Source organism: Rhizobium sp. AAP43, assembly GCF_001296045.1.
GTDB lineage: Bacteria > Pseudomonadota > Alphaproteobacteria > Rhizobiales > Rhizobiaceae > Allorhizobium.
Window position 1 is genome coordinate 52,485 of the sequence record NZ_LJHS01000060.1, and the last position, 24,082, is coordinate 76,566.

At 59.1% G+C, this 24,082-nt stretch carries 16 protein-coding genes; 7 read left to right on the forward strand and 9 right to left on the reverse strand.

Annotated features, from left to right (window positions below; translation table 11 throughout):
* Positions 1–79: 79 nt before the first annotated feature.
* Positions 80–646 (reverse strand): sugar transferase, encoded by a 567-nt coding sequence (locus IP76_RS21570; RefSeq protein WP_054160298.1) that lies wholly within the window; start codon positions 644–646, stop codon positions 80–82.
* A gap of 244 nt (positions 647–890) precedes the next feature.
* Between IP76_RS21570 and IP76_RS21575 the strand changes: the two genes are divergently transcribed.
* The 5 genes from IP76_RS21575 to IP76_RS21595 all read left to right on the forward strand — a co-directional run bounded on the left by IP76_RS21575 (position 891) and on the right by IP76_RS21595 (position 6,903).
* Positions 891–2,054: an osmoprotectant NAGGN system M42 family peptidase gene (locus IP76_RS21575; protein ID WP_054160299.1), complete on the forward strand. Its 1,164-nt coding sequence runs from the start codon at positions 891–893 to the stop codon at positions 2,052–2,054.
* Positions 2,055–2,409: 355 nt separating this feature from the next.
* Positions 2,410–3,663 (forward strand): plasmid partitioning protein RepA, encoded by a 1,254-nt coding sequence (repA, locus tag IP76_RS21580; RefSeq protein WP_054160300.1) that lies wholly within the window; start codon positions 2,410–2,412, stop codon positions 3,661–3,663.
* On the forward strand, positions 3,663–4,751 hold the full coding sequence (repB, locus tag IP76_RS21585; RefSeq protein ID WP_054160318.1) for a plasmid partitioning protein RepB: 1,089 nt from the start codon (positions 3,663–3,665) through the stop codon (positions 4,749–4,751). Before repA ends, repB begins: the two co-directional genes overlap by 1 nt.
* A 298-nt stretch (positions 4,752–5,049) precedes the next feature.
* Positions 5,050–6,279: a plasmid replication protein RepC gene (gene repC, locus IP76_RS21590; RefSeq protein ID WP_054160301.1), complete on the forward strand. Its 1,230-nt coding sequence runs from the start codon at positions 5,050–5,052 to the stop codon at positions 6,277–6,279.
* A gap of 81 nt (positions 6,280–6,360) precedes the next feature.
* Positions 6,361–6,903 (forward strand): regulatory protein RecX, encoded by a 543-nt coding sequence (locus IP76_RS21595; RefSeq protein ID WP_054160319.1) that lies wholly within the window; start codon positions 6,361–6,363, stop codon positions 6,901–6,903.
* Positions 6,904–6,920: 17 nt separating this feature from the next.
* Here the strand turns inward: IP76_RS21595 and IP76_RS21600 are convergent, their stop codons facing one another.
* From IP76_RS21600 to IP76_RS21635, 8 genes are all read right to left on the reverse strand, one after another.
* The gene (locus IP76_RS21600) at positions 6,921–7,973 is read right to left on the reverse strand and encodes an ornithine cyclodeaminase (protein WP_054160302.1); all 1,053 of its coding nucleotides are present in this window, start codon (positions 7,971–7,973) and stop codon (positions 6,921–6,923) included.
* A 201-nt stretch (positions 7,974–8,174) separates the two neighbouring features.
* The gene (locus IP76_RS21605; RefSeq protein ID WP_054160303.1) at positions 8,175–9,455 is read right to left on the reverse strand and encodes a TRAP transporter large permease; all 1,281 of its coding nucleotides are present in this window, start codon (positions 9,453–9,455) and stop codon (positions 8,175–8,177) included.
* Complete coding sequence (locus tag IP76_RS21610) at positions 9,455–9,976, reverse strand: TRAP transporter small permease (RefSeq protein WP_054160304.1); 522 nt, start codon at positions 9,974–9,976, stop codon at positions 9,455–9,457. The genes IP76_RS21605 and IP76_RS21610 overlap by 1 nt, the downstream gene beginning before the upstream one ends.
* 68 nt (positions 9,977–10,044) lie before the next feature.
* On the reverse strand, positions 10,045–11,019 hold the full coding sequence (locus tag IP76_RS21615) for a TRAP transporter substrate-binding protein (protein ID WP_054160305.1): 975 nt from the start codon (positions 11,017–11,019) through the stop codon (positions 10,045–10,047).
* A 61-nt stretch (positions 11,020–11,080) separates the two neighbouring features.
* Entirely contained in the window at positions 11,081–11,959 is an 879-nt protein-coding gene (locus tag IP76_RS21620; RefSeq protein ID WP_054160306.1) for an amidohydrolase family protein, read from the reverse strand.
* Positions 11,956–13,095 carry a mandelate racemase/muconate lactonizing enzyme family protein gene (locus IP76_RS21625; protein ID WP_054160307.1) on the reverse strand — a complete coding sequence of 380 codons (1,140 nt, stop codon included), beginning with the start codon at positions 13,093–13,095 and terminating at the stop codon, positions 11,956–11,958. The genes IP76_RS21620 and IP76_RS21625 overlap by 4 nt, the downstream gene beginning before the upstream one ends.
* Position 13,096: 1 nt before the next feature.
* Positions 13,097–14,002: a 5-dehydro-4-deoxyglucarate dehydratase gene (gene kdgD / locus IP76_RS21630; protein ID WP_054160308.1), complete on the reverse strand. Its 906-nt coding sequence runs from the start codon at positions 14,000–14,002 to the stop codon at positions 13,097–13,099.
* Between the two features lie 66 nt (positions 14,003–14,068).
* Positions 14,069–14,812, reverse strand: a complete 744-nt coding sequence (locus IP76_RS21635; RefSeq protein ID WP_054160309.1) for a FadR/GntR family transcriptional regulator — start codon at positions 14,810–14,812, stop codon at positions 14,069–14,071.
* A 145-nt stretch (positions 14,813–14,957) separates the two neighbouring features.
* Here IP76_RS21635 and IP76_RS21640 point away from each other — a divergent pair, with 145 nt between their 5' ends.
* Positions 14,958–15,755, forward strand: coding sequence for an NAD(P)-dependent oxidoreductase (locus IP76_RS21640; RefSeq protein WP_054160310.1), 798 nt, complete (start codon positions 14,958–14,960; stop codon positions 15,753–15,755).
* A 315-nt stretch (positions 15,756–16,070) separates the two neighbouring features.
* On the forward strand, positions 16,071–24,082 hold an 8,012-nt coding region (locus IP76_RS21645; RefSeq protein WP_156318687.1), incomplete at its 3' end, for a VWA domain-containing protein.

Below are 24,082 nucleotides of genomic sequence, written 5' to 3' on the forward strand. Positions count from 1 at the left end.
TATCACACATTCCCTGAGACGCTTGACCAGGGGCTGGTTGGTCCAATCCGAAACGAACATGATCATGCGGCTTTACTTGCTAATGTTGGACATTGGCAGAGCCAGCCACCTTAATGGCTGTCATGACCAAAATGCGCAAATCAAAAAAAGTGCTTTGTCGGCGAAGATACTCGGCATCCAACTCCACCTTAGCCGGGATTGAAAGCTCGTCACGGCCATTCACCTGGGCCCAACCTGTCAGCCCCGGCAACAGCACATGTACGCCTTTAGCCGTGCGCGCCGCGATCAGGTCTTCTTGATTGAAGAGCGCAGGCCGAGGCCCGACAAAACTCATCTTACCCAGAAGGATGCACCAGAGTTGAGGGAGTTCATCCAGGCTGGTTTTGCGCAAGAAGCTGCCAATGGGTGTGAGGTGTCGTTGCGGGTCGTGAAGGAGATGCGTGGCGACGACGGGGGTGTCTATCCGCATGGTTCGGAACTTGGGCATCCAGAACAGCTGATTTTCGCGACCGACACGTTGCGACCAGTAGAGCGCGGGTCCTTGCGATGTGATCCGTACCATGGCGGCAATCAGGGCCATCGGTATGGCGAGGATAATCCCCGCTATCATCGCAATCGCGATATCGCAGGCTCTCTTTACAATCATTAGGATCAGCTCAGCTTCAGGTCAGATCAAGCAATTTCTGCGTGCATACGGGAAATCGCGCTGGACCGCCAGAACCTTGTGGCTGCTGCCGGGCAGCGCGTCTCGTCGCCGGTGTGGTTCTTGCGGATAAAGAACCGCTGGTGAGTTCGTCTCGCCCAAACGTCTGGCTCAATTAACGCCGACACCCCGACCAAAATGACCCATAAAAACTTGACCTTCTGCACCAGGGCTCGACATACCCGTAATGACCGACGCCATGACGATTGACCCTGATTATCTTACGCGACAGCTCCAGGCCCTTCTGGCGATCGCCAGCCCGACCGGTTTTACAGATGAGGCGGTTCGGCATACGGCGCAGGAGCTGGCACGTTTGGGGCTTGAGGTGAAGCTGACCCGGCGGGGTGCGATACGAGCGCTTCGACGTGGCAAGGCCCGGCGACCGGCGCGGGGGATCGTCTCGCATCTGGATACGTTGGGCGCGCAGGTAAAGGCGCTCAAGGAGAATGGACGACTGGAACTCGTGCCGGTCGGCCATTGGTCAGCGCGGTTTGCCGAGGGCGCACGCGTGTCAATCTTGTCCGCCAAGGGCACCTACCGCGGTACCATCCTGCCGCTCAAGGCGTCGGGGCATACGTTCAATGACGAAGTCGACTGCCAGCCAACGGGGTGGCGCCATGTCGAATTGCGAGTCGATGCGCTTAGCCGCGACCACAATGATCTGACCCAGCTTGGCATTGATGTCGGGGACATCGTTGCGGTCGACCCACAACCCGAGTTCCTTGAAAACGGCTTCATCGTCTCACGCCATCTCGATGACAAGGCGGGGGTCGCGATCATGCTGGCGGCCCTTGAAGCGATGCAGCGGCAGAACATCGAGACGCCGGTCGACACGTACTGGCTCTTCACCATTGGCGAGGAAGTGGGCGTCGGTGCCTCGGCTGCACTGACGCCCGAGATTGCATCGCTGGTAGCGATCGACAACGGCACGACCGCGCCGGGACAGAATTCGCGCGAGTTTGGTGTCACGCTCGCCATGGCAGATCAGACCGGACCCTTTGATTACCACCTGTCGAAGAAACTGCATCAGTTGTGTCTTGCCCACGGTGTTCCGGTGCAGAAGGATGTATTCCGCTATTATCGTTCGGACGCGGCTTCAGCGGTTGAGGCAGGTCATGATGTGCGCACAGCACTGATCGCCTTTGGTGTCGACGCTTCGCATGGTTATGAGCGCATCCACTTGAATGCTCTGATGTCAAATGCGCGCTTGTGTGTGCTCTACAGCGCAAGCAATGTAGAGATCGGGCGGGATGCCAATGAGCTTTCGGACCTGGAAGGCTTTACCCATCAGGAGGTGCCGGACGCCGCGCCGGAGCAAGTCCTCCCCGCCGATCTTTCGACCGAGAACTGAAGCTGTCCCATTGTTGCACAGAGGCAACGCCAGAGGTGGTGCGTTTGAGCGACGGATCTAGACCTCAGAATGCTGCATAGGCTGGCGTTTCCTAATATTGAGCCGGGACCGCGTTAAGGTTTTGTTAACGAAAAACCGCTTGACCCGAATCGGGTCGTGCCACACGCTGTTACGGAGATTGGCCATAAATTGCGCCTCTCGCCGTTACTGAGAAGCCTTCCTGTTAATTCGGCACCATTGCGTATGTTCATCGCGGTGAGAATCAGGAAGGGTGCGTGTAGTTTGCCTGTGTCGATCAGTTGGCGCCATGAAGGCGTGTGATCTGAGCGCTACTGGCCAGAATTTGGAGTTCAGGATGGGTCAGCCATCGATCAGAGCAGCCATCGAGGAGATCGGTCCCTTGCGTCCAGCAGACGAGACGATTGCCGAAGACGCCCAGGCGCTCTCTGCCCAGCTGAAGGCTATGCGCGAGCGGCTTTTCCCGCCGACCGCCCAGAAGACATTGCGTTCCTTTACCTCTGGCGAAGCCGCACGTTTGATCGGTGTATCCGACGGTTACCTGCGGCAACTGTCTCTGGCGGGAGAGGGACCGCAGCCTGACGTCGGTGCCGGCGGGCGGCGCTACTATTCGCTGTCAGACATCGATGCGCTGCGCCATTTCCTGGCAGAGCAGGCGCGGCTCAAGGGGAACGACGCCAAGGCGCGGTCCTATGTGAAGTGGCGTGATCCGGCTCGCGGTGAGCATTTGCAGGTCATTTCCGTGACCAACTTCAAGGGTGGTTCCGGCAAGACGACATCGTCGGTACATCTCGCCCAGTATCTGGCGATGACGGGACACCGCGTCCTTGCCGTCGATCTCGATCCGCAGGCATCGCTGTCAGCGCTTTTCGGTTACCAGCCGGAACTCGATCTGCAGGGCAATGACACGATTTACGGCGCGATCCGGTATGACGGCGAGGCAAAGCCGCTGAAGGAGATCATCCGCAAGACCTATTTCCATGGTCTCGATCTCGTTCCCGGCAATCTCGAACTGCAGGAATTCGAACACGCGACACCGCGGGCGCTGTCCGAGCGCAAGGCGGGCGATACGCATTCGCTGTTCTTCACCCGCGTCCAGGCGGCACTCGCCACTGTGGCCGACGACTACGACGTGGTCGTTATCGACTGCCCGCCACAGCTTGGTTATCTCACACTGTCGGCACTGTGTGCCTCCACATCGGTTGTCGTGACAGTGCATCCGCAAATGCTCGACGTTGCGTCGATGAGCCAGTTTCTGTTCATGACATCGGATCTTCTTTCTGTGGTGCGCGAGGCGGGTGGCCAGCTGAATTTCGATTTCTTGCGGTATCTGGTGACGCGTTTCGAGCCGCATGATGGTCCGCAGACGCAAATCGTCGGTTTTCTGCGTTCGCTCTTCGGCAACCGAGTTCTGACTGCGCCGATGTTGAAGTCGACGGCAGTGTCGGATGCGGGCCTGACCAAGCAGACGCTTTACGAGGTAGGCCGCGAGAACTTTTCCCGCGGCACGTATGACCGGGCGATGGAATCGCTCGATTCCGTCAATGGTGAGATCGAGGCGCTTATTCACGCCGCATGGAGGCGCACGTGATGGCAGGACGCGACCGCAAGAACTCCATCAAGGCGTTGTTCGGGGATTCCTCGCCGCTTGCGCCGGAAGCCAAGATGCAATCGGCAGAGACTGTTGCCGGCGAGCAGGCTGGCTCTCGTGAAAGCCAGCCCGATCAGCGCCCGGCCGAGCCGGCAAATGGTCCGGCGCGCGCGGCGTCAGGCGCCGTGAAAGCCATGGGTCTGTCGCTGTCGTCCATCGCCCGCGAAGCCGAGGAAGCGCGACAGCTGCGCCAGGCCCTGGAGGAAGGCGAGCGGGTCATTTCGCTGTCGACAGAGCGTATTGAGGCATCCTTTGTCCAGGATCGGCTGAGCAATGGCGATGTGGACGATCCGCAGTTTGCCGAGCTGATCGAGAGTATCCGCGAAAGCGGCCAACAGGTCCCAATCCTCGTCCGACCGCATCCCGAGCACGAAGGGCGTTTCCAGGTCGCCTATGGCCACCGTCGTCTGCGCGCTGCTCAGGCGCTCGGCGTTGAGGTCAAGGCGCTGGTGCGCACGCTGAGTGATGATGAACTGGTGGTGGCGCAGGGCAAGGAAAATGCCGAACGCCGCAATCTGTCGTTCATCGAACGGGCGCTGTTTGCCAAGACGCTTGCGACGCGCGGTTTCGACCGCAAGCTGATCGGCGATGCGCTGGCGGTGCAGAAGTCTGAGCTGTCGCGCTTGATCCAGGTTGCGGACGGTCTGCCGGACATGGTCATTCGTGCGATCGGCCCTGCCCCGAAGGCGGGTCGCGATCGCTGGATGAAGATGGTGGAACTCCTGTCCGCGAAGGCGGCCATGCAGCTGGCGAGCGACGAGATCACCCAGGAGAGTTTTCGGACTGCAGACAGCGACCGGCGTTTCGAACTGTTGTTTGGCCGTCTGGCACAGCCGGTTGCAGCGACCAGGACAATCAACGAGCCGCTCCGGCTGACGGCCGAGGATGGCCGCAGCTTTGCTGAATACAGGCGACAGGGTCGCACGGTGAAAATCGATTTTGCCAAGGATGCTGACCCGGCGTTTTTGGACCAGCTGTCTGAGCTTTTGCGCAGCGCCTATGCCGCGCATGTAAAGACGAAACACTGAGATGAGGATGCCGCTCGCAAGGGCGGCCGTCTGATTCGACCGGTTGCCATTGGGATCAAGGGATGAACCCGGATGGCATCAGACAACGCGAAACCACGGAAAGGAAGCGCGGAGACAAGAAAAAAGGCCCCCAAAACGTCACGTTCCGGAAGCCCCTCTCCTATGTAGCAATCTGAGAGAATCACTTCCGACAGTCAAAGTCAAGAGTCGGCGGCATCCGATGCCGATCCGAGTGTGATTTCGTGCGTCTGAACAGGCGTTTCCAAGGGCTCCTCTTGCCTCTTCAAAAGGGGAAATCATGATCGAGAGACTGGGAACGACGCCTTTCGGCGGCGGCCGGATGTCTGCGCGGCTTTTTGCCCGTCAGACCATGGTCGCGGAACGGCAGGGAAAACTGCGCGCTGGCGACGGCGGCAATGACACAGGCACGGCCGACAAGTGGCAGCTGCTGCGGGCGCTTACCGAAGCGCGCGAGCATTTCGACCTGAGCGACCGTGCAATCGGGCTTCTGGAAGCGCTTGTGAGTTTCACCACGGAACGCACGCTCGACGGCAGCAAGCCGATCATCGTATTCCCCTCCAACCGCGAATTGTCGATCCGCGCCCGTGGTATGGCGCCGGCCACTATTCGCCGTCATCTGGCAGCTTTGGTTGACGCCGGCTTGCTCTTCCGTCGCGACAGCGCCAATGGCAAACGCTACTGCCTGCGCGGCGATCATGGGGACGTGGAAGAGGCCTTTGGCTTTGATCTGGCACCGCTTGCGTTAAAAGCGACGGAGATCCATGCGCTGGCTGAGACTGTGCGTGCCGAAGCCAAGGCACTGCGCCAGCTCCGCACAGAGGTGACGCTGCACCTGCGCGACATATCGAAGATTATCACGGCGGCCCTGGAAGAGGCCCGTACGGGCGATTGGGAAGGCATGCTTCTGACATTTCAATCGATGTCCTTCGCAGCACTTCCGCGCAAGGCCCAGCCAGACGCACTCCGAGCACTTCGCGACCGCTTGGCAACGTTCCGCCTTGAGGTGGAAAATGCTTACCTTTCAAGCCTTTCTGAAGAAGAAATGAGCGCCAATGACCATCACAGCGAGCGCCACTATCAGAATTCAAACACAGACCTACCATTTGAATTAAACGGCAAAGAGTCAAAGAAAGAGGCGAAAGCCGAGAGCCCTGAGCGGGATGGGGCGGATCGCCAGGAAAAGCGGGTGGCGATCAGTCTCGACCGGTTGCGTAAGATTTGCCCGCAGATCGGTGACTATTGCCCCGGCGGAATGCGCGGCTGGCAGGATCTGCTGAAGGCGGCGGATCTGGTTCGCTCCATGCTCGGGGTCTCCCCGGATGCCTGGGCGAAGGCGAAGAAGGCGATGGGTGAACAGGCGGCAGCGATCGTGATTGCCTTGATACTTGAACGTGCGGAAGAAATTCGGTCGCCCGGCGGTTATCTTCGGGATCTGACGCGCAAGGCCGAGCGCTCGGCCTTCAGTATTCTGGCAATGTTGCAGGCGCTCGAACGCCACAAGGATTGAGATGGATGTTTACCGGCGTTGACGGCTGTCAACGATTTGAAGAACGATGACGCTGCGATTGGCTGGATGAAAAAGACGGACATGGACGATATTCCCACCTCCGATGAGTTACCGACAGCCCGGATGCTGACATGGGTGCGGAATTCAGCGGCCTATCGGCTGGCGCGCCGGATGATGACCGAGAAAGAATTGGCGGACGCCATTCGTCGCAAGGCAAAGAGCAAGTTCGAGGACATCACGGAGGCGCAGGTGGCGGCTCTGGCGGAGGCGGCAATCGCCTTTGGGCGTTCGATGAGCGCGCTGGATGATCGTGCCTATGCCGAGATCCGCGCAGGCTCGGCGGCCCGTGGCGGCAAGTCGAAACGGGCGGTTGCCCGCAAGCTTTCTGAAAAGGGCGTCGAGGCCGTGATCATCACGGAGATCCTCGCCGAACAGGACGACCTGCGGCCGGCAGTGGTCTATGCTCGCAAGAAGGCCTTCGGACCGTTTCGACGGGTTCCTGCCGATGAAAAACAGGTGAACCGCGAAATGGCATCTTTTGCGCGCCAGGGTTACGGTTTCGACCTGATCCGACGCGTGCTGGAAATGACGCGCGACGAAGCGGAGGAGGTGCTGGCCTCGTAAAGCCGAGGCCGTCGCCCTCAATCCAGGGATCGCTGCAACATGCCAAAGAGGTCGCGTGGGTCGTCAGGATCGGCGATCAGGTCGATTTCCTGGAAAAGCTTTGTGCCGCGGATCCGCTCGCGGACGTAACGCAAGGCGGAAAAATCTTCGATGGCAAAACCGACGCTGTCGAACAGCGTAATCTGGGTTTGGCCGGATCGGCCGGTCGCTTCCCCGGTCACAACTTGCCAGAGTTCTGTCACTGGATAATCCGGCTCCATTTGCTGGATTTCTCCTTCGATCCTTGTCTGCGGCGGATATTCGACAAAGGTCGAGGCACGACGCAGGATATCCGGATGCAACTCGGTCTTTCCGGGGCAATCACCACCGATGGCATTGATGTGCACGCCCGCGCCGACCATGTTGTCGGTCAGGATCGTCGCATACTGCTTGTCGGCCGTGCATGTTGTAATGATCTGGGCGCCTTCGATCGCGGCTTGGGCATTGTCGCAGATCACGACGTCAAGGCCTCGTCCGTCGAGGTTCCGTTTGGTCTTCTCGCTGGCCCTGCGGTCGATGTCGTAAAGCTGGACAGTGGTGATGCCGAGTACTGCCTTCATTGCGATCGCCTGGAACTCTGCCTGGGCACCGTTTCCGATCATCGCCATGGTGGTGGAGCCCTCAGGTGCCAGATGGCGGGCGGCCATGGCGGAGGTTGCTGCCGTTCGCAGCGCCGTCAGTAGCGTCATTTCGGTGAGGAGAACCGGATATCCGGTCGACACTTCGGCAAGCAGTCCAAAGGCAGTGACAGTCTGCAGACCGTGGGCCATGTTTTTGGGGTGGCCGTTCACATATTTGAACGAGTAGATTTCGCCATCTGAGGTTGGCATCAGCTCAATCACGCCTTCGCGGGAATGGGAAGCAACCCGAGGCGTCTTGTCGAAGAGAGCCCAGCGCCGGAAATCAGCCTCGATGACATCGGTCAGTTCGCAAAGAAGGGTTTCGAGCCCGATATGGTGCACGAGCCGCATCATGTTTTCGACGCTGACGAAGGGAACGAGAGCTTTTTCTGAAGGCGCTGGCGCTGTCATGGTCCACCGGTTGCAGGAGGGATCTACGGCTCAGTCTAAGCAGGGCTGTGTTTGCGCGAAACGTCGAAAATCTATCAGTCTGATGGAGCTTTTGACCAAAGTGAGAGCTTGGTCTTTGCAACCTGCTTGGCGATACATGCAAAAAGGCGACCCGTAAGCCGCCTTTCTTTCATGTCTGATGATTGTATGTGCCCTTTGTGGCTACTTGAACAGACTGGGGAGCCAGAGGGAAAGACCGGGAATGAAGGTCACGGCCATCAGAACGGCGATACTGGCGCCGAAGAAGGGCCAGATCGTCTTCATCGCTTCTCGGATGGTAATTTTGCCAACTGCACAACCGACGAAGAGAACCGTGCCGACAGGCGGCGTATTGAGGCCGATCCCGGCATTCAAGATCATGATCACGCCGAAATGCACAGGGTCGATGCCGAACGCCTTGACGACCGGGAGAAAGATCGGCGTGGAGATGATCACCATCGGTGCCATGTCCATGAAGGTGCCGAGGATCAGCAGGATGACGTTGATCATCAGGAGAACGATGATGGGATTGTCGGAGACGGCGGAGATGGCTGCGACCAGCAATTGCTGGACCTGAAGGAAGGCCATCAGCCAGCCGAAGGCGGCGGCGGTCCCGATGACCAGGAGTACCATCGCCGTTGTGCGCACCGCACCAAGCACGGCCTCCAGGAAACCTTCCCAATTGAGCTCGCGATAGACGAAAAGTGCAACGAGGAGGGCATAGAGAACGGCAATGCAGGAGCTTTCCGTGGCCGTGAATATACCCGAACGAACGCCGCCGAAGATGATGCCGATCAACAGGATGCCGGGAAGTGCCGCGAGCAGGTAATAGCCGACCTTGGCGAAGCCGGGAAAGGGCTCCGAGGGATAGCCGCGCCGGACGGCGACGATATAGGCGGTCACCATCAGTGCCGCGGCCAGAAGCATGCCGGGAATGATGCCGGCGGTGAAGAGATCGGCAACCGAGACATTACCGCCGGCCGCGATCGAATAAAGGATCATGTTGTGCGACGGCGGAATGAGGAGGGCGATGATCGCGGCATTGACGGTGACATTGACCGCATAACCCCGATCGTAGCCACGGGCTGCCATCTGCGGGATCATCAGGCCACCGACAGCGGAGGCATCGGCCACGGCCGAGCCGGAAATGCCGCCAAAGAAGGTGGAGGCGACGATATTGACCTGACCGAGGCCACCGCGAAGGTGACCGACGAGACCGGCCGCAAACCGAATAAGTCGCGTCGCGATGCCGCCGCGCACCATCAGGTCACCAGCAAAGATAAAGAAGGGGATCGCCATCATGGCGAAAACGTTCATCCCCGAATTCATCTGCTGGAAGACGACGATTGGCGGCAGACCGAGATAGATCACCGTGGCAAGCGAGGAGATGCCGAGGCAGAAAGCGATCGGCATGCCGATCATCATGAGCAGGGTGAAGCTGCCGAAGAGAATGGTATAGGCCATCACGCTGCCTCCTGAACTACGATAGAGGCTGCAGCTTCTTCGCCGAGTGCTACGTTGACGAACCGTTCCAGGGCGAAGATCGCAATGACGGCGCCACCGACGACAAGAGGCACGAAATCCATGCCGCCAGGCCACCCGAGAACAGGTATCGTGGCCGTCCAAGTGCCCGCAGCAAGCAGCACGCCGTAATAACTCATGGCTGCACCGAACAGGACAATCAGGCCGAGACTGGTGAGATCCATCAGCTTCTGGATCGGCTCCGATGCACCATGCCGGATGAAATCAAGACCGAGATGCACACTTTCGCGAACACCGACGGCTGATCCCAGCAGGATGAACCATGCCATCAATTGCAGTGACAGCGGTTCGGACCAGCTCGGCGTATCATTGAGCACATAGCGGCCGAAGATCTGCCAACCGATGATCAAGGTCATGACGACCAGGCCGGTTGCCGACAGATAGAGACAAAACTGGCTGAGACGCTCGAGCGCCGGCCGTATCGCGCGCAGAAAGGGCAACATGGAACCTCCGAAATTCAAACACCGGCGAAACGGGCCGGCCGCAATCGACATGCGGCCGGCCCGTCAGGTCATTTGACGGCGCGGACACGCTCGACCAGTTCCTTCATCTTCGGATCGGTGATGAACTTGTCGTAGACTGGCTGCATGGCGGCGGAGAACTCGGCCTTGTCGACCATGATGATGTTAGCGCCAGAAGCGCGGATTTTCTCTTCCGATGCTTTCTCGCGGGCCTGCCAGAGTTCGCGCATCTTGCCGACCGATTCCTTGGCGGCTTCGCGGAGGACCTTCTGGTCTTCCGGCGTCAGCTTGTCCCAGGTGATCTTGGAGATGGCGAGGATTTCCGGCGTCAGCGAGTGTTCGGTGAGCGTGTAATTCTTCGCGACTTCGAAGTGGCGCGAGGATTCATAAGAGGGCCAGTTATTCTCGGCGGCATCGACGACTCCTGTTTCCAGCGAGGAATAGACTTCGCCGAAAGGCATCGGGGTTGGGTTGGCGCCAAAGGCTTCCATCATCGCGATCCACAGATCCGACTGCTGGACGCGAACCTTCATGCCAGAGAGGTCTGCCAGTTTTTCGATCGGCTTTTTGGTCGAATAGAAGGAGCGCGCGCCGGAATCGTAGAATGCGAGCCCAACCAGACCATGAGGTTCGAAGGCAGCAAGCACTTCATCGCCAATTTCACCATCGACAACCTTGTGCATGTGATCGGTGTCGCGGAACAGGAAGGGCAGACCGAAGACGACGGTTTCCGGCACGAGATTGTTGAAGGGCGCGCTGTTGACGCGGTTCATGTCGATCACGCCGAAACGGGTCTGCTCGATCGTGTCCTTTTCGGTGCCGAGCGTGGCATTGTTCATCACCTGAATGGTGATGCGGCCATTCGTCTTTTGCGAGACAAGCTCACCCATGAACTTTACCGCGTCGACGGTCGGATAACCATCCGGGTGAATGTCGGCCGAACGCAGGGTGATTTCTTGGGCGAAAGCGGCGCCTCCCGCCAGCGACAGGCTCAGTGCGAGCCCGAACAGTGCAGTTTTCTTCATTGCCTTCCTCCTCCTTGTTATGCCGCTGGAACCTCCCGTTCCCGCGGTTTTGACCGGTCGGCTAGAGCTTGCCTCCAGCCTTCAGACCGAACAGTTCTTCCGGATTGTCGACGAGCGCGAGGTGTCGGGCCTCCTCGCCCGAAAACCAGCTCAATACGGTGTCCGTGAGTGCAGCGTCGTCCGGATAATCCGCCTGGCTGCGGGCCAGGTTGTGCGGCCAGTTGCTGCCCCAGACGATCCTTTCGGGCGCGTGAGCAGCAAGGCTCTGGGAAACGGCTGCGACGTCTGCAAAATCTGGGCCACCGGTCTTTGAAGACTCGTAGGCTCCGGCGAATTTGAACCAGCAGTTTCCGCGGTCGATCAGCCGTTTTGCGGCAGCCACCTGAGGGCTATCCGGCGTCACGCCACAGAAGAACTTGCCGTGATGATCGAGAACCCAGCGTGAGCGGATCGCGGACAGCTTCTCTTCATGCTCGAGAATATTGCTGCCGTCGAACTGGACTGCGACCATCCAGCCGCGGCTTTGAGCGATCGCGTCGATCTCTTGAAGTTTGTCTAGGCCGGCTGCGCCACCCGGAAGATCCATGACGCGGGCACCGACGACGCGGGCGGCAGACAGTGCATCCAGTTCTTCTTCGCTCGTTTGTCTATCGACAGCGGCGATGCCCCAGGCGATGTCGCCGAAGTCGCGCAGGCAGGCGAGAAGATTGGCATTGTCAAACTGATGCGCATTGCCCTGGGTAACGATCACCCGGTCGATGCCGATCCATTGCATGAAGCGACGATACTGTTCCGGCGTCGGCAGATCGCCGACAGGAAGGGGGGGGCCGCCTTCGATCGCCGGATAACCCGGCAGATAGGCATGCATCTGGGTATCGATTGCGCCCTTTGGCAAGCGGACCGCCGGCTTGTAGCCGCTTGTCGGACGATGCAGGCTCATGGCTCGTCCCTCATCCTGAATTCAGACAGCGCATCGCGATTGATGTCGATGCCGAGCCCCGGACCATTGGGAATGGCGACCACGCCGTTTTCATGTTCGAGCGGGCGCGTGACCACGGCCTGACGGAAGGGATTGTCGGTGCGATCGAATTCGAGGATCGGCTCGATCGGATTGACCCTGACAGGGTCCGGCACCATGGCCGCGATGAACTGAAGGGCAGCGGCGATGTGGACGGCCGTGCCCCAGACGTGCGGAACGACGCGCACACCGTGAAGTGCGGCCAGATCGGCGACACGCTTTGCCTCTGTAAAGCCGCCGACGCCCGCCAGATCCGGCTGGACGATGTCGACGCAACGGGTTTCGATCGGTTCCTTCATGCCCCACCGACTGTGCCAGGTCTCGCCACCCGCAACAGGGATCGGTTGTTTAGCCCGGACTTCGCGATAGGCTGCAAGTTGCTCCGGCACGACCGGTTCCTCGAACCAGTCCAGACCGTAGTCGGCAGCGCGGCGGCCAAATTCGATTGCTTCAAGCACGCTGTAGCCGTGATTGCCGTCGGCCATCAGCCGCATGTCGGGGCCGGCAGCCTCACGGGCTGCCTTGATCACGCGAAGATCTTCCTCGACACCGAAGCCAACCTTGATTTTCGAGGCGTGAAAGCCTTGCGCGCGATAGAGTGCGATGTCGGTTGCATTATCCTCGACCCGGTCAACGCCGTCGCGCTTGAAGCTGCCCGTCGCATAGGCCCGGACGCTATCGCGGAAACGGCCGCCGAGCAGGATCGACACAGGCGCATCGAAATGCTTGCCCTTGATGTCCCAAAGCGCGATATCGATGCCCGAAAGGGCGGTCAGGGTCAGACCACGCTGTCCCTGGTCACGGAGCGCATTGTAAAGAACCGCCCAGACCTTTTCGGTCTCGAGCGGGTTCATACCAATCAACCAGTTGCGGTAGGCGGCAACGACTGCCGCATTGGGCCGGGCGGGGCCGAGGCATTCCCCCCAGCCAATCAGACCATTGTCACACTCGATCTCCACCAGAACATGCGCCCGCCGGTCAAAGCGCATCGAGGCGCTCTGGAATGGAACGGCGAGCTTGTGTTCAAGCAGATGGGTGCGGACGTCGACAATCTTCATATCAACGCTTCCAGGGGTCGATGAGCTTCGCCATCATTTCTTCTTCCTCGCGCGTCAGGTCGTCGAGCGGCGGACGCACCTTGCCGGCGGCAAAGCCCTGCAAGCGCACACCGGCCTTGACGGCTGAAACGGCGTAACCCTTGCGACGGCTGCGGATCGCCATGAACGGATAGAAGAAGTCCTTGAGGATCTCTTCGCAGCGGCTGCGGTTCCCGGCGCGCAGCGCCTGATAGAACTCGACGGCAAGACCCGGCACGAAGTTGAACACGGCGGAGGAATACGTGGTGAATCCGGCACCGAGATAGGCTTCAGCAAAGAGTTCGGCCGTCGGCATGCCGCCGAGATAGGTCAGGCGGTCGCCCATGGTGGCGGTAATCTGCCGCACAAGGCCGATATCACCCGTGCCGTCCTTGAAGCCGACGAGGTTGGGGCATTCGTCGCACAGGCGCTGTAGTGTTTCGACGCTGAGCACCGAGTTGTCACGGTTATAGACCATGACGCCAATACCGATCGACTGGCAGATGCGCTTTACATGCTGGTACATGCCCTCCTGCGGGGCATCGATCAGGTAATGCGGCAGAAGCAGGATACCGTCGGCGCCTGCTTTCTCAACCGAGCGGGCGATTTCGACGGCAATATCGGTTCCGTAGCCGCAGCCGGAAACAATGGCCGTGTCACCGGCGGCCTCCTTGGCAGCCTTGACGATTGTCGGGATTTCGGCCGGCGTCAGCGAGAAAAACTCGCCGGTTCCGCCGGCGGCGAAGAGCACCGGGGCGTCGAAGCCGGAGAGCCAGCCAACATGCTCCTGGTAGCTGGCAGCCGCGAAACGGCCTTCGTCATCAAAATGCGTGACCGGAAAGGAAAGCAGCCCGGCGCCGAGCGCGGTCTTGATGTCTTGCGGCGTCATGATCTTAATCCTCCTTGGTCATGCGAACCAAGTTGTCATACATGTCGCGGCAAAACCTGTCAATTGTTATCGGACAGGCTGGCGTTGCTCGCGCAAAAGCGCCCTGTAGCGGCTCTGGCTACCGCGCAGATGGCGGCGCATCGCCTCGCGGGCGCGCTCCTCGTCACCGGCTGAAATCGCGTCAACGATCTCGCTGTGCTCGGCGTCTATGAGCCGGAGATAGGCCGTCTGGTCATCCTCTCTGTCTTCATCTCGTAAAGCGGCACGGGGAATGACATTGCGGCCGATCATCGCCAGGAATTCCCGAAAACGCGGATTGTTGGTGGCCTCGGCAATGGCAAGATGCAGAGCAAAGTCGGCCTCGGTTGTCGACTGACCGGCCTCAAGACAGGCCATGACGGCAAAATGCCGCTCGTGAATGACTTCTTCCTGCGCCGGTGACCGACGCAACGCGGCAAGCCCTGCAGCTTCCACTTCGACGGCGGTCCGCAGCTCAAGAAGCTCGATCATCGAGGATACTCGGGCCGGATCGATGGTTCCGAGGCGCAGCGGTGGTGGAGGCGCCTCGACGGGCTGCAGCACAAACACGCCTGCTCCCTGGCGCGCTTCGACCAGTCGGTCTGCCCTGAGCGCTGCAATCGCCTCGCGCACGACGGTGCGGGAAACGCCATGGGCTTCCGAAAGCTGTGCTTCGCTCGGCAGCTTGCTGCCGGGCGGAAACTGTCCCGCAGCGATTGCCTTTCGCAAGTTGTCACCGAGCCTTTGGGTCAGCGTCCCCGATACCGCCTCGATCTTGCCCTGCTGCGCCATGTCGCCCCCTTGCCGGTCTTGTTCAAGCGGATATTCATAAGCTCGTCTGTCAGGTTTGCAATGGCTGCTGGCATTCAACCCATCCCCTTGACTGGATATCCGTTGCCTGTATGACAAGTTGACGAGATCTTGAGGAGGAGTTCGGATGAAGCGTCTGTTGCTGACGGGAGCGGCCGGAGGACTTGGCAGTGCGATGCGCAGCCGGTTGAAGGGTCTGGCGGAGGTCATCCGGGTCTCGGACATCGCCGAACTGGGGGCAGGGGCAGCGCATGAAGACGTCATGCAATGCGACCTTGCCGATCGCGCCGCAGTCGACCGGCTGGTCGAAGGCTGTGACGGCATCATTCATCTTGGCGGCATTTCGGTGGAGGACAAGTTCTCCAGGATCATGTCCGCGAACATCCTCGGCCTGCACAATCTCTATGAGGCCGCCCGGGCGAACGGCATGCCGCGCATTCTCTTTGCCAGTTCGAACCACACGATCGGCTTTTACCGCCAGGATGAATATCTTGACCATGAGATGCCCTTCCGGCCGGACGGACTCTATGGCGTGTCGAAATGTTTCGGTGAAGCGCTCGCCCGCATGTACTTCGAAAAATTCGGTCAGGAAACGGCGCTGGTCCGCATCGGCAGCTGCATGGAGAAGCCGAAGAACCACCGCATGCTCTCCACCTGGATGAGCTACGACGATTTCCTGTCGATGATCCAGTGCATCTTTCAGGTGCCGCGCCTCGGCTGCCCGGTGATCTGGGGCTGCTCGGACAATGACAGCCGCTGGTGGGACAATTCCCACGTCTCCTATCTCGGCTGGCGCCCGAAGGATAACGCCGAGCGTTTCCGCGCTGAAATTGACGGCACGGTGCCTCGCCCGGCCGTTGATCATGCGACGGCCGTCTACCAGGGCGGGCCCTTCATTCTGGATCCGGTCTTTCCAGAAGAGTGATCATCGTCGACGGAAGCTTTGCCAAGTAATGTGTTCTGACCTCCGCGCCGTGGCTTGGCGAGGGGCGGGAAGGGTGTGGCTTTCAAAACCATGGGTTTTGATGAGGCTTTCTCACTGCACCACATAAGTGCTGCTGAAAGCTGCGACAATTTGAGTAAAATACCGAAATAGCACAGTTTTTCGGCCTGAAGTTAACCCATTTTTCAATAATGGTCTGTCGAAGCATAACCCGTTATATCCACAGGGTTAAGAAAGCGTTGCGCTTACCCCGGCCCCAGATTTAACTGCGGTCAACTTGTTAAGGGGTAAGTTACCATGTCCATCGAAGATCCGCGTCTGTCCAGCATTGACAATACTTCCGCCGGTGAAGACTTCGCCGAGGCGGTCGAGCAGCATCTGGGTTTCACCGGCGAGGCCGATGACGGTATCGAGGTCGCCCAGGCTGAAACGCCGAATGCGCCGAAGAGCGATCGCCTGTCAACCGAAGTGCCGACCGAGACGGCAGCTGCCGCCATCCCGACGCAGGTTGTGCCAGACACCAAGAATGTCGTGACCCTGCCGGCCACGGTTGATCTCGACAATGTTGAGTTCAAGGTCGAAGGTGCCGATCTGGTCCTCGTCCTCGCCGACGGTACGGAAATCATCGTCCAGGGCGGCGCGGCCAATATCCCGACCTTCGTCATCGGCGAAGTAGAACTGCCGCAGGTCGTTCTCTTCGCGGCGCTCGAGGACAGCAACATCAACGTCGCGGCCGGCCCCGACGGCTCCTATTCGGCCAGTGGCCAGTCGCCGGGCAATGGCGGCGACTTCAACGACAGCCCCTTCGGCGACGGCTTCGGCGAACGTGGCCTGATTGATCTGCTCGGCGACACCAGCTTCGGCGATGAGCAGCTCGACGGTGAGATTTTGGGCGATGGTGCGCCGTCGATTGATGCCCCCCTGACGGTGGCATTCGAGTTTGATGAGGCCGTGATCGCCGATAACCTTGAGGGCAATGAAAGCTTCAGCGGTGTTCTGCCCTTCAATCCGGGCCCAGACTTCGGCACGATCACGGGCATCGGCTTTGTCGGTGCAGGCAATGTGGCAGAGACCGCTCAGGGCGGCGATGGTTCCGCAACGGCGCTGTCGTTGACTTCCGGTGGTTTGCCAATCGTTATTCGCACTTTCCCGGCTCCGTCTGATGGTACCGACCTGTCCTTTACGGCGCTGCAAGGCGTCGTGGTGATCGATGGCGTAGATCAGGTTGTCTTCGAAATCCGAATCGACAATCGCGAGACGGGTGAATTCACCTTTGAACTGATCGGACAGCTTGATCATCCGGATGCACCCGCTGGCGGTTCTGAATCCGATCTCCAAGATCTGCTGCGGTTGGGCTTCACCTATACCGTGACCGACTTGGACGGTGATAGTGTCACGGGCACCTTCGACATCGACGTGAAGGATGACGCAGTCAGCTTCGGCACGCCTGACACCAAAGGCGTGGATGAGGACTTTACACCTTGGGGCAATGGCGACGTTGACACGGGCGGCCAGGGTGAGGGCGGCAGCGACAACGAGCAGTACCGGATGGAGAAGGAAGAATTCTCCTATCCTGAAGTGTCTGGTTCGCTTGGGATCAACTGGGGTGCGGACAAGGGCAATGCAGAGGTCGATGGCGGCCTGACCGGTGTTGCAAATGACCGTGGCGTCGCTTTTACCGCCGCAGATATTGACGCTCTGGAGGACCAGAATCTGACCTCCGACGGTGTAGCACTCGTCTACAAACTGGCGGATGATGGCACGACACTGATTGCTTACAAGCTCTACAGTGATGGGGGTGAAGAAAAGCGCCTGGCAAATGTTTCTTTGGTTGATGGCGAGGAGATTAACGGGGAAGTCGTTTTCACCGTCAGCCTCTCGGACGTGGATTCCGGTTCATATACTTTCACGCTCAAGGGCAATCTCGATCACAAGATCAGTGGTGACAGCCCGGCTGACGAAGAAGACCTGTCGATCAAGTTCCAGTTTACTGCGCAGGATGCAGACGGCGATACAGCGACATCCTCCTTCACCGTGAACGTCAATGACGACAGCCCGATCTTCTATGCCGACCCGGAGAGCAAGAATCTCGACGAGGAAAACGTCGTTCAACTCGGCGGCAATGACGGCGACAGCTACAAGAATGGCTATGATCTCGGCGGTGAAGACGACAACGGATACGATGACGAGTCTCGCGGCGGCCGCTCTGTCAATGGCCAGCTGTACATTGGCTGGGGCGCTGACGACAACAACGACTCCACGTCTGTTGCGGATCGGTCCGTCGTTTTCACTGGCATTGGTTCGGGCGAAGGCTTCGAAAACGGCAGCGCTATTGAGGTTTCCCAGCTCGATGCCGAGGGCACGACCGAACTGACCCACAACGGCGAAACTGTGCGGATGTGGCTGTCGGAAGACGGCACGACCCTGTACGGCTATGTTGGTGAGGTGGTCGAAGGCGGCCCGTCGCAGTCGCAGCTGGTCTTCTCCGTGTCGCTTAGCGACAATGGGAGTGGTTCTTACGTCTTCACGCTGTATAAGAACCTCGACCACGCGTTCGAGGGCCGCGAAGACGACATTCGCATCAACTTCCAGATCAAGGCGACCGACAGCGATGGCGATAGCGCCACTGCGAATTTCAGCGTCGACATTGATGACGATGCCCCGGTTGCGAGCAACGTGACGGCCTCGACTGTGCTTGACGACGAAGCGCAGTCTCTGTTTACGGGTAACAATTCGCCGGCTGACGACGTCGCCAATGAACTGAAGGCAACGGGCGTTGCCGGTTCGCTGTTCACGGCAGGTGCTGATGGCGTAAAGTCTGTCGAGATCACGGGCGGCGCATTCAATGTGATCTTTGCAGAAGGCGGTTTTGCCAAGTCGGAATCCGTCACCTGGGGTGCTGGCGACAAGTCTGAAGACGGCACGACGACGTTTACAGCGACAAGCACGCATTATCCAAATGGCGCAGCCGTTCTGATCATCAAGGCGGATGGGTCGTACAGTCTTGAGCTGAAGGCGCCGGTTGCACACACAGCTGCGGGTGAAGACAACACCGAGATTTCGGTTGGCTTCACCGTCACGGATGGTGATGGCGATACAGCTTCCGGCACACTGGTGGTGACCGTCAATGACGACGTTCCGGTTGCGACACCGATCGTCAACGCCCCCACAAAACTCGACGACGAGGCACAGTCGGTGTTCCCCGGCAATGATGGCTCGAACATCTTCAAAGATGCGACAGATGCCAATCCGAACTACAAGGTGGCCTCCGGCAACGCAGGTGCTTTGTTCACGGCAGGTGCCGATGGCGTCCAGGCAATCTCTGTCGTAGCTCCGACCTTCTCCGTTATCTTCAAGGACACACTCGGCTTCGCGGGCCAGGAAGTTGTCACTTGGGGTGAAGGTCAGGTCCAGGCGGATGGCACGGTGACCTTGGTCGCGACCAGTGCGCATTATGGTGCGCCTGATGGCGCCGCAACGCTGGTGATCGGTGTCGACGGCTCCTACAAGCTGACCCTGAACGCGCCGGTCGTTCATTCGACCAGCTCCTCCTTCACCGAGGAAGACAAGACCCTGAGCTTTGAAGTGACTGTCACCGATGGCGATGGCGACAAGGCGACGAGCTCACTGAATGTGACCGTTGATGACGATACGCCTGAGCCGGTGATCTCCATCGAGGTTGCGTCCAAGGTCCTCGACGATGAAGCTCAGACGACATTCACGCCAACCAATCCCGGCGGCTTCCTGGATGTTCCTGATGAGAAATCCGTGTCTGGTGGTCCGGGTTCGCTGTTCAAGATGGGTGCCGATGGTTTGGCGGGCCTGTCGGTGGAGCTTCCCAGTTTCGACGTCATCGCCAAAGGTAGCGACGGCTTTGCCAAGCAGGAATGTGTCAACTGGGGTTCGGCGGTTCGCAGTGAAGGCGGCGTGACGACTTATGTCGCGACATCGGCTGGCTATCCGAACGGGGCAGCTGTCCTGACCATCAAGGCGGATGGCTCCTATACGCTCGAGTTGAAGGCGCCAGTAGCGCATGATGGCTCCATTTTCCCGGAAAACAACGAAGTACTCGTTTTTGGCTACGCCGTGCGCGACGGGGACGGTGATGTTGCCGTTGGCCTGCTGAAGGTGCTCGTCAATGACGACACGCCGGTTGCGAAGGTCGTTTCGGATCTGGTCAAGCTGGACGACGAAGCCCAGACCTTGTTCCCGGGCAATAATGACCCAATTGACGGTGTGACCAACGAGCTGAAGACGACAGGTGTCACCGGCTCCCTGTTCAGCGCTGGTGCCGATGGCGTCTCCAGCGTTTCGATTTCGGGAGGAGCATTCAAGGTTGTCTTCGCCGAAGGCGGCTTTGCCCAGTCGGAATCCGTCAAGTGGGGTCCAGGCGAGAAGTCTGCCGACGGCACGACGACATTCACCGCGACCAGCACGCACTACCCGAATGGGGCGGCCGTTCTGATCATCAAGGCTGACGGTTCCTATAGCCTCGAACTGAAGGCACCGGTTGCCCATACGGGGTCTGGCGAGACCGACAATACGATCACTGTCGGCTTCACGGTCACCGATGGTGATGGCGACAAGGCCTCTGGCAAGCTGAACATTTTGGTCAATGACGACGTTCCGGTCGCGAACAGTCTGGTTTGGGCACGTGATCTGGACGATGAGGCGCAAACCCGCTTCACGCCCGTGAACTATGGCGGCCGTGACGATGAGTGGCCTAGCTATGGTCAGGCAAGCGGCTCTGCCGGCGCGCTGTTCAAGGCTGGCTCCGATGGCGTCGGATCGATCACGATCAATGCGGCATCGTTTGCTGTTCTTTGGAAGGACGGCGGTTTTGCAACGACGGAAACCGCGACCTGGGATGCTGGGGTTAAGGACACAAACGGCAATACGACATTCACCGCGACGGGCGCTGACTCGGACCAGGTGGCTGCGGTGCTGGTCATCAAGGCCGATGGTTCCTATACGCTGGAGATGAAGGCACCTCTGGTCCATGACCAGTCGTCTTCCTTCGAAGACGACAAGACGCTGTCGATCGGCTTCACCGTTACGGACGGTGATGGTGATACCGCCTCCGGTACCCTCAAGGTTTCGGTTGATGACGACACGCCGGAAGCCAATTTCCTTGTGGTCGAACGGACGATCATGGATGACGAGGCGCAGTCGCTGTTTACGCCCGTAAACTATGGCGGCTTCGGCGACGTCTTCCCGAGCGTTGCTAAGGTGACGGGCGACAAGGGTGCGCTCTTCTCCGGCGGCGCTGATGGCGTGACCTATGTGAGGGTCGATGGTCCCGATTTCCGCGTAATCTACAACGACGGCGGTTTTGCCAAGACAGAAAGCATCTGCTGGGTAGGTGGGAACCGCGACGGCAGTGGCAATACAGCCTATTTTGCTGTTGGCGATATCTCCGGCAAGGTTGCCGCGATGCTGGTCATTAATGCTGACGGTTCGTACAGCTTCGAACTGAAGGTGCCGGTTGCGCACAACTTTTCCTCATCTTCGCTGGAAGATACGACGCTCTTGCCATTCGCTTTCACGGTGATCGACGGCGATGGTGACAAGGCATCGGGCTACCTGAAGATCGCGGTGAACGATGATATACCGGTGTTCCAGTCGGTGGTTAATGCCTCCACCACGCTTGATGATGAGGCGCAGACGCTCTTTGCGGGCAACGAGCTTCCGGTTGACGGTGTCGCCAACGCATTGAAGGCAACGGGCATTGCCGGTTCGCTGTTCACCGCGGGAGCCGATGGTGTTAAGTCGGTTGAGATCTCCGGCGGTGCATTCAAGGTGGTGTTTGCCGAAGGCGGCTTTGCCCAGTCGGAATCCGTCAAGTGGGGTCCCGGCGAGAAGTCTGCTGACGGCACGACGACGTTCACTGCGAAAAGCCCGCACTATCCGGATGGCGCGGCTGTTTTGGTGATCAAGGCGGATGGTTCCTATAGCCTGGAACTCAAGGCACCTGTTGCGCATGACGGCGCGGGCGAGGACAGCAAACAGATCTCCATTGGCTTCACCGTCACGGATGGTGACGGCGACACGGCGAAGGGTTCGTTAACGGTCACGGTCAATGACGACACGCCGGTTTCGGCTGCAGACCCTCTGAAGCTGACCGTCGATGAAGACGGTCTGCTGAACGCTGCGCTTGATACCGGCAAGCCGACCGAAGTCACCCCTGTCGGGGCTTCTGCTTCGACCAGTGGCTCGCTGCTTTCGCTGTTCACCTTCGGTGCCGATGGCGCACATGCAACGGAAGCCGTAACGCTGAAGGCCACGACAACACCGGTCAACTCCGGTCTGACATCGCAAGATGATCCGATCATGATCACTGTTGCAAATGGTAAGCTGACCGGCACGGCTGATGGTCGCGTCGTGTTCGAACTCACCGTCGAGGCGAACGGCTCCTACCACTTCCAGCTGAAAGACCAGATCGACCATCCGGACCTTGACGGAGTAACCGGTGACAATAGCGAAAACCTGACATCGCTCGATCTGTCGCAGTTCATCATCGGCAAGGATGGCGACGGTGATACTGTGACCCTTGGCGCTGGCAAGCTCCTCGTCGATATCAGAGACGATGTGCCGACGGTTTCCGGCGCCCCGGTTGCTGTCGAAGTTCAGGCTCCCATGGTTACAACTCCTGTTGAAGGCAAGGTCGCGAACTTCGTTCTGGTCCTCGACACCTCTGGCAGTGTGACGGTTACAGCCCTGAAGGCCCAGGTCACCGAATTCCTCAACAAACTGGCTGACTCGGGTGCGGAAGACGTCCGTGTCCACATCGTGCAGTTCAAGGATACGGCTTCGCCCGTCGGGACTTTTGATCTGATCGTCGATGGCGATAAGAATGTTGAGGCATTGAGCAAGGCCCTGTCTGCGGTCAACGCCTTCACCGGTGGTGGCAACACCAACTACGAAGCCGGTCTTCTTGAGGCCCAGCAGTGGATCGATACGACAAACACCCTCATTGTGGACAGGGTGCTGAATCGGTTCGAAGCAAACCAGAGCAGTAATGACATCAATGAAGATGACGCTTTGATCATTGGCACCGATGATGGGCAGCAGGTCGCTCTGGTGTCCGGTTGGCTCTCGTCTGGCACGACGACCGTCGATCTTCAGGATGTCTACGGCAACACGAACGACGGTATGGGCGTCGACAATCCGGAATTCTCCAGCGAAGCCACGGACCTCAATGTCGGCGAACGTCTCCGCTTCGATTTCGGTACATTCAACGACTTCGATGTCGTCGGCGCGGGTTATGAAAATCGGGGCAGCTTCAACGGCGTGCCGGTGACAAGCGCGGCCTTCAAACTCGATGACAATAACGGAAGTGGATCGACGAGCTTCACCTATACGGTGCACTTCGTTGGTGGTGGTTTTGCAACAACAACCATTCCTGTGAACAACGACAACACCCAGATCACGATCGAAGGCACCGGTGCCAATGCCGGCAAGCAGATTGCCTATGTTGAGTTCTCCACCAGCGGTGAAGGACGCGGCGATGTTGATCTTGTTTCGGTCAAGACGGCGGGGCCGCTTCTTGACGCCGATGTCAACAAGGTCATCTTCATCTCCGATGGCGAACCAAATCGCGCTCTGAATCAATACGGGAACCCCTCCGCCGCTTCTCCGCAGGATGCGATCGACGAAAGTCAGAACGAGATCGGTGCGATCAAGAACGACAGCGACGGAACTGGCCCGCAGCAGGCATTCACGATTGACGCCTATGGCATCAACGTAAACACGGCTGGTCTTTTGATCCTCGATCAGGTCGAAGGGCAGGGCGGCGATGCCGAGGTCATCGACGGCTCTGTCAAGCTCTCTGACCTCCTCGCTGGCGTTATCAACGGACTCGGTGGAACCCAGGGACAGACTGGAAGCGCAGTTGAAGCCAATTTCGACCTCGGTAATCTCGTTAAGTCGGGTGTGGACGAAGAGATCGTTTTCAGCATCAAGGGCGATTTCGCCGGCCTCACCTCGCAGGCGCTGACTGCTGGTGGGCAGGGCTTGTCTTACGCAGCGGTCGGAAATCTCCTGACCGCAACGGCGAACGGCGCGACCGTCTTCACTCTGTCGCTCGACGCTGATGGCGATGGCACCTTCACCCTCAGCAAGCCGCTGGATGGCCAGGTTGCTAAGGCAATCGACTTCTCGTCGATCATTCAGGCGACTGATTTCGATGGTGACGCCGTAACCCTCGGCGCCGGCAAGTTTGTCGTGACGGTCCAGCCGCCGGATACGACGCCTCCGACAGTGACGATCACGAGTGACGAGACTGGCACAGCCAATGTTGCCGGTGGGAC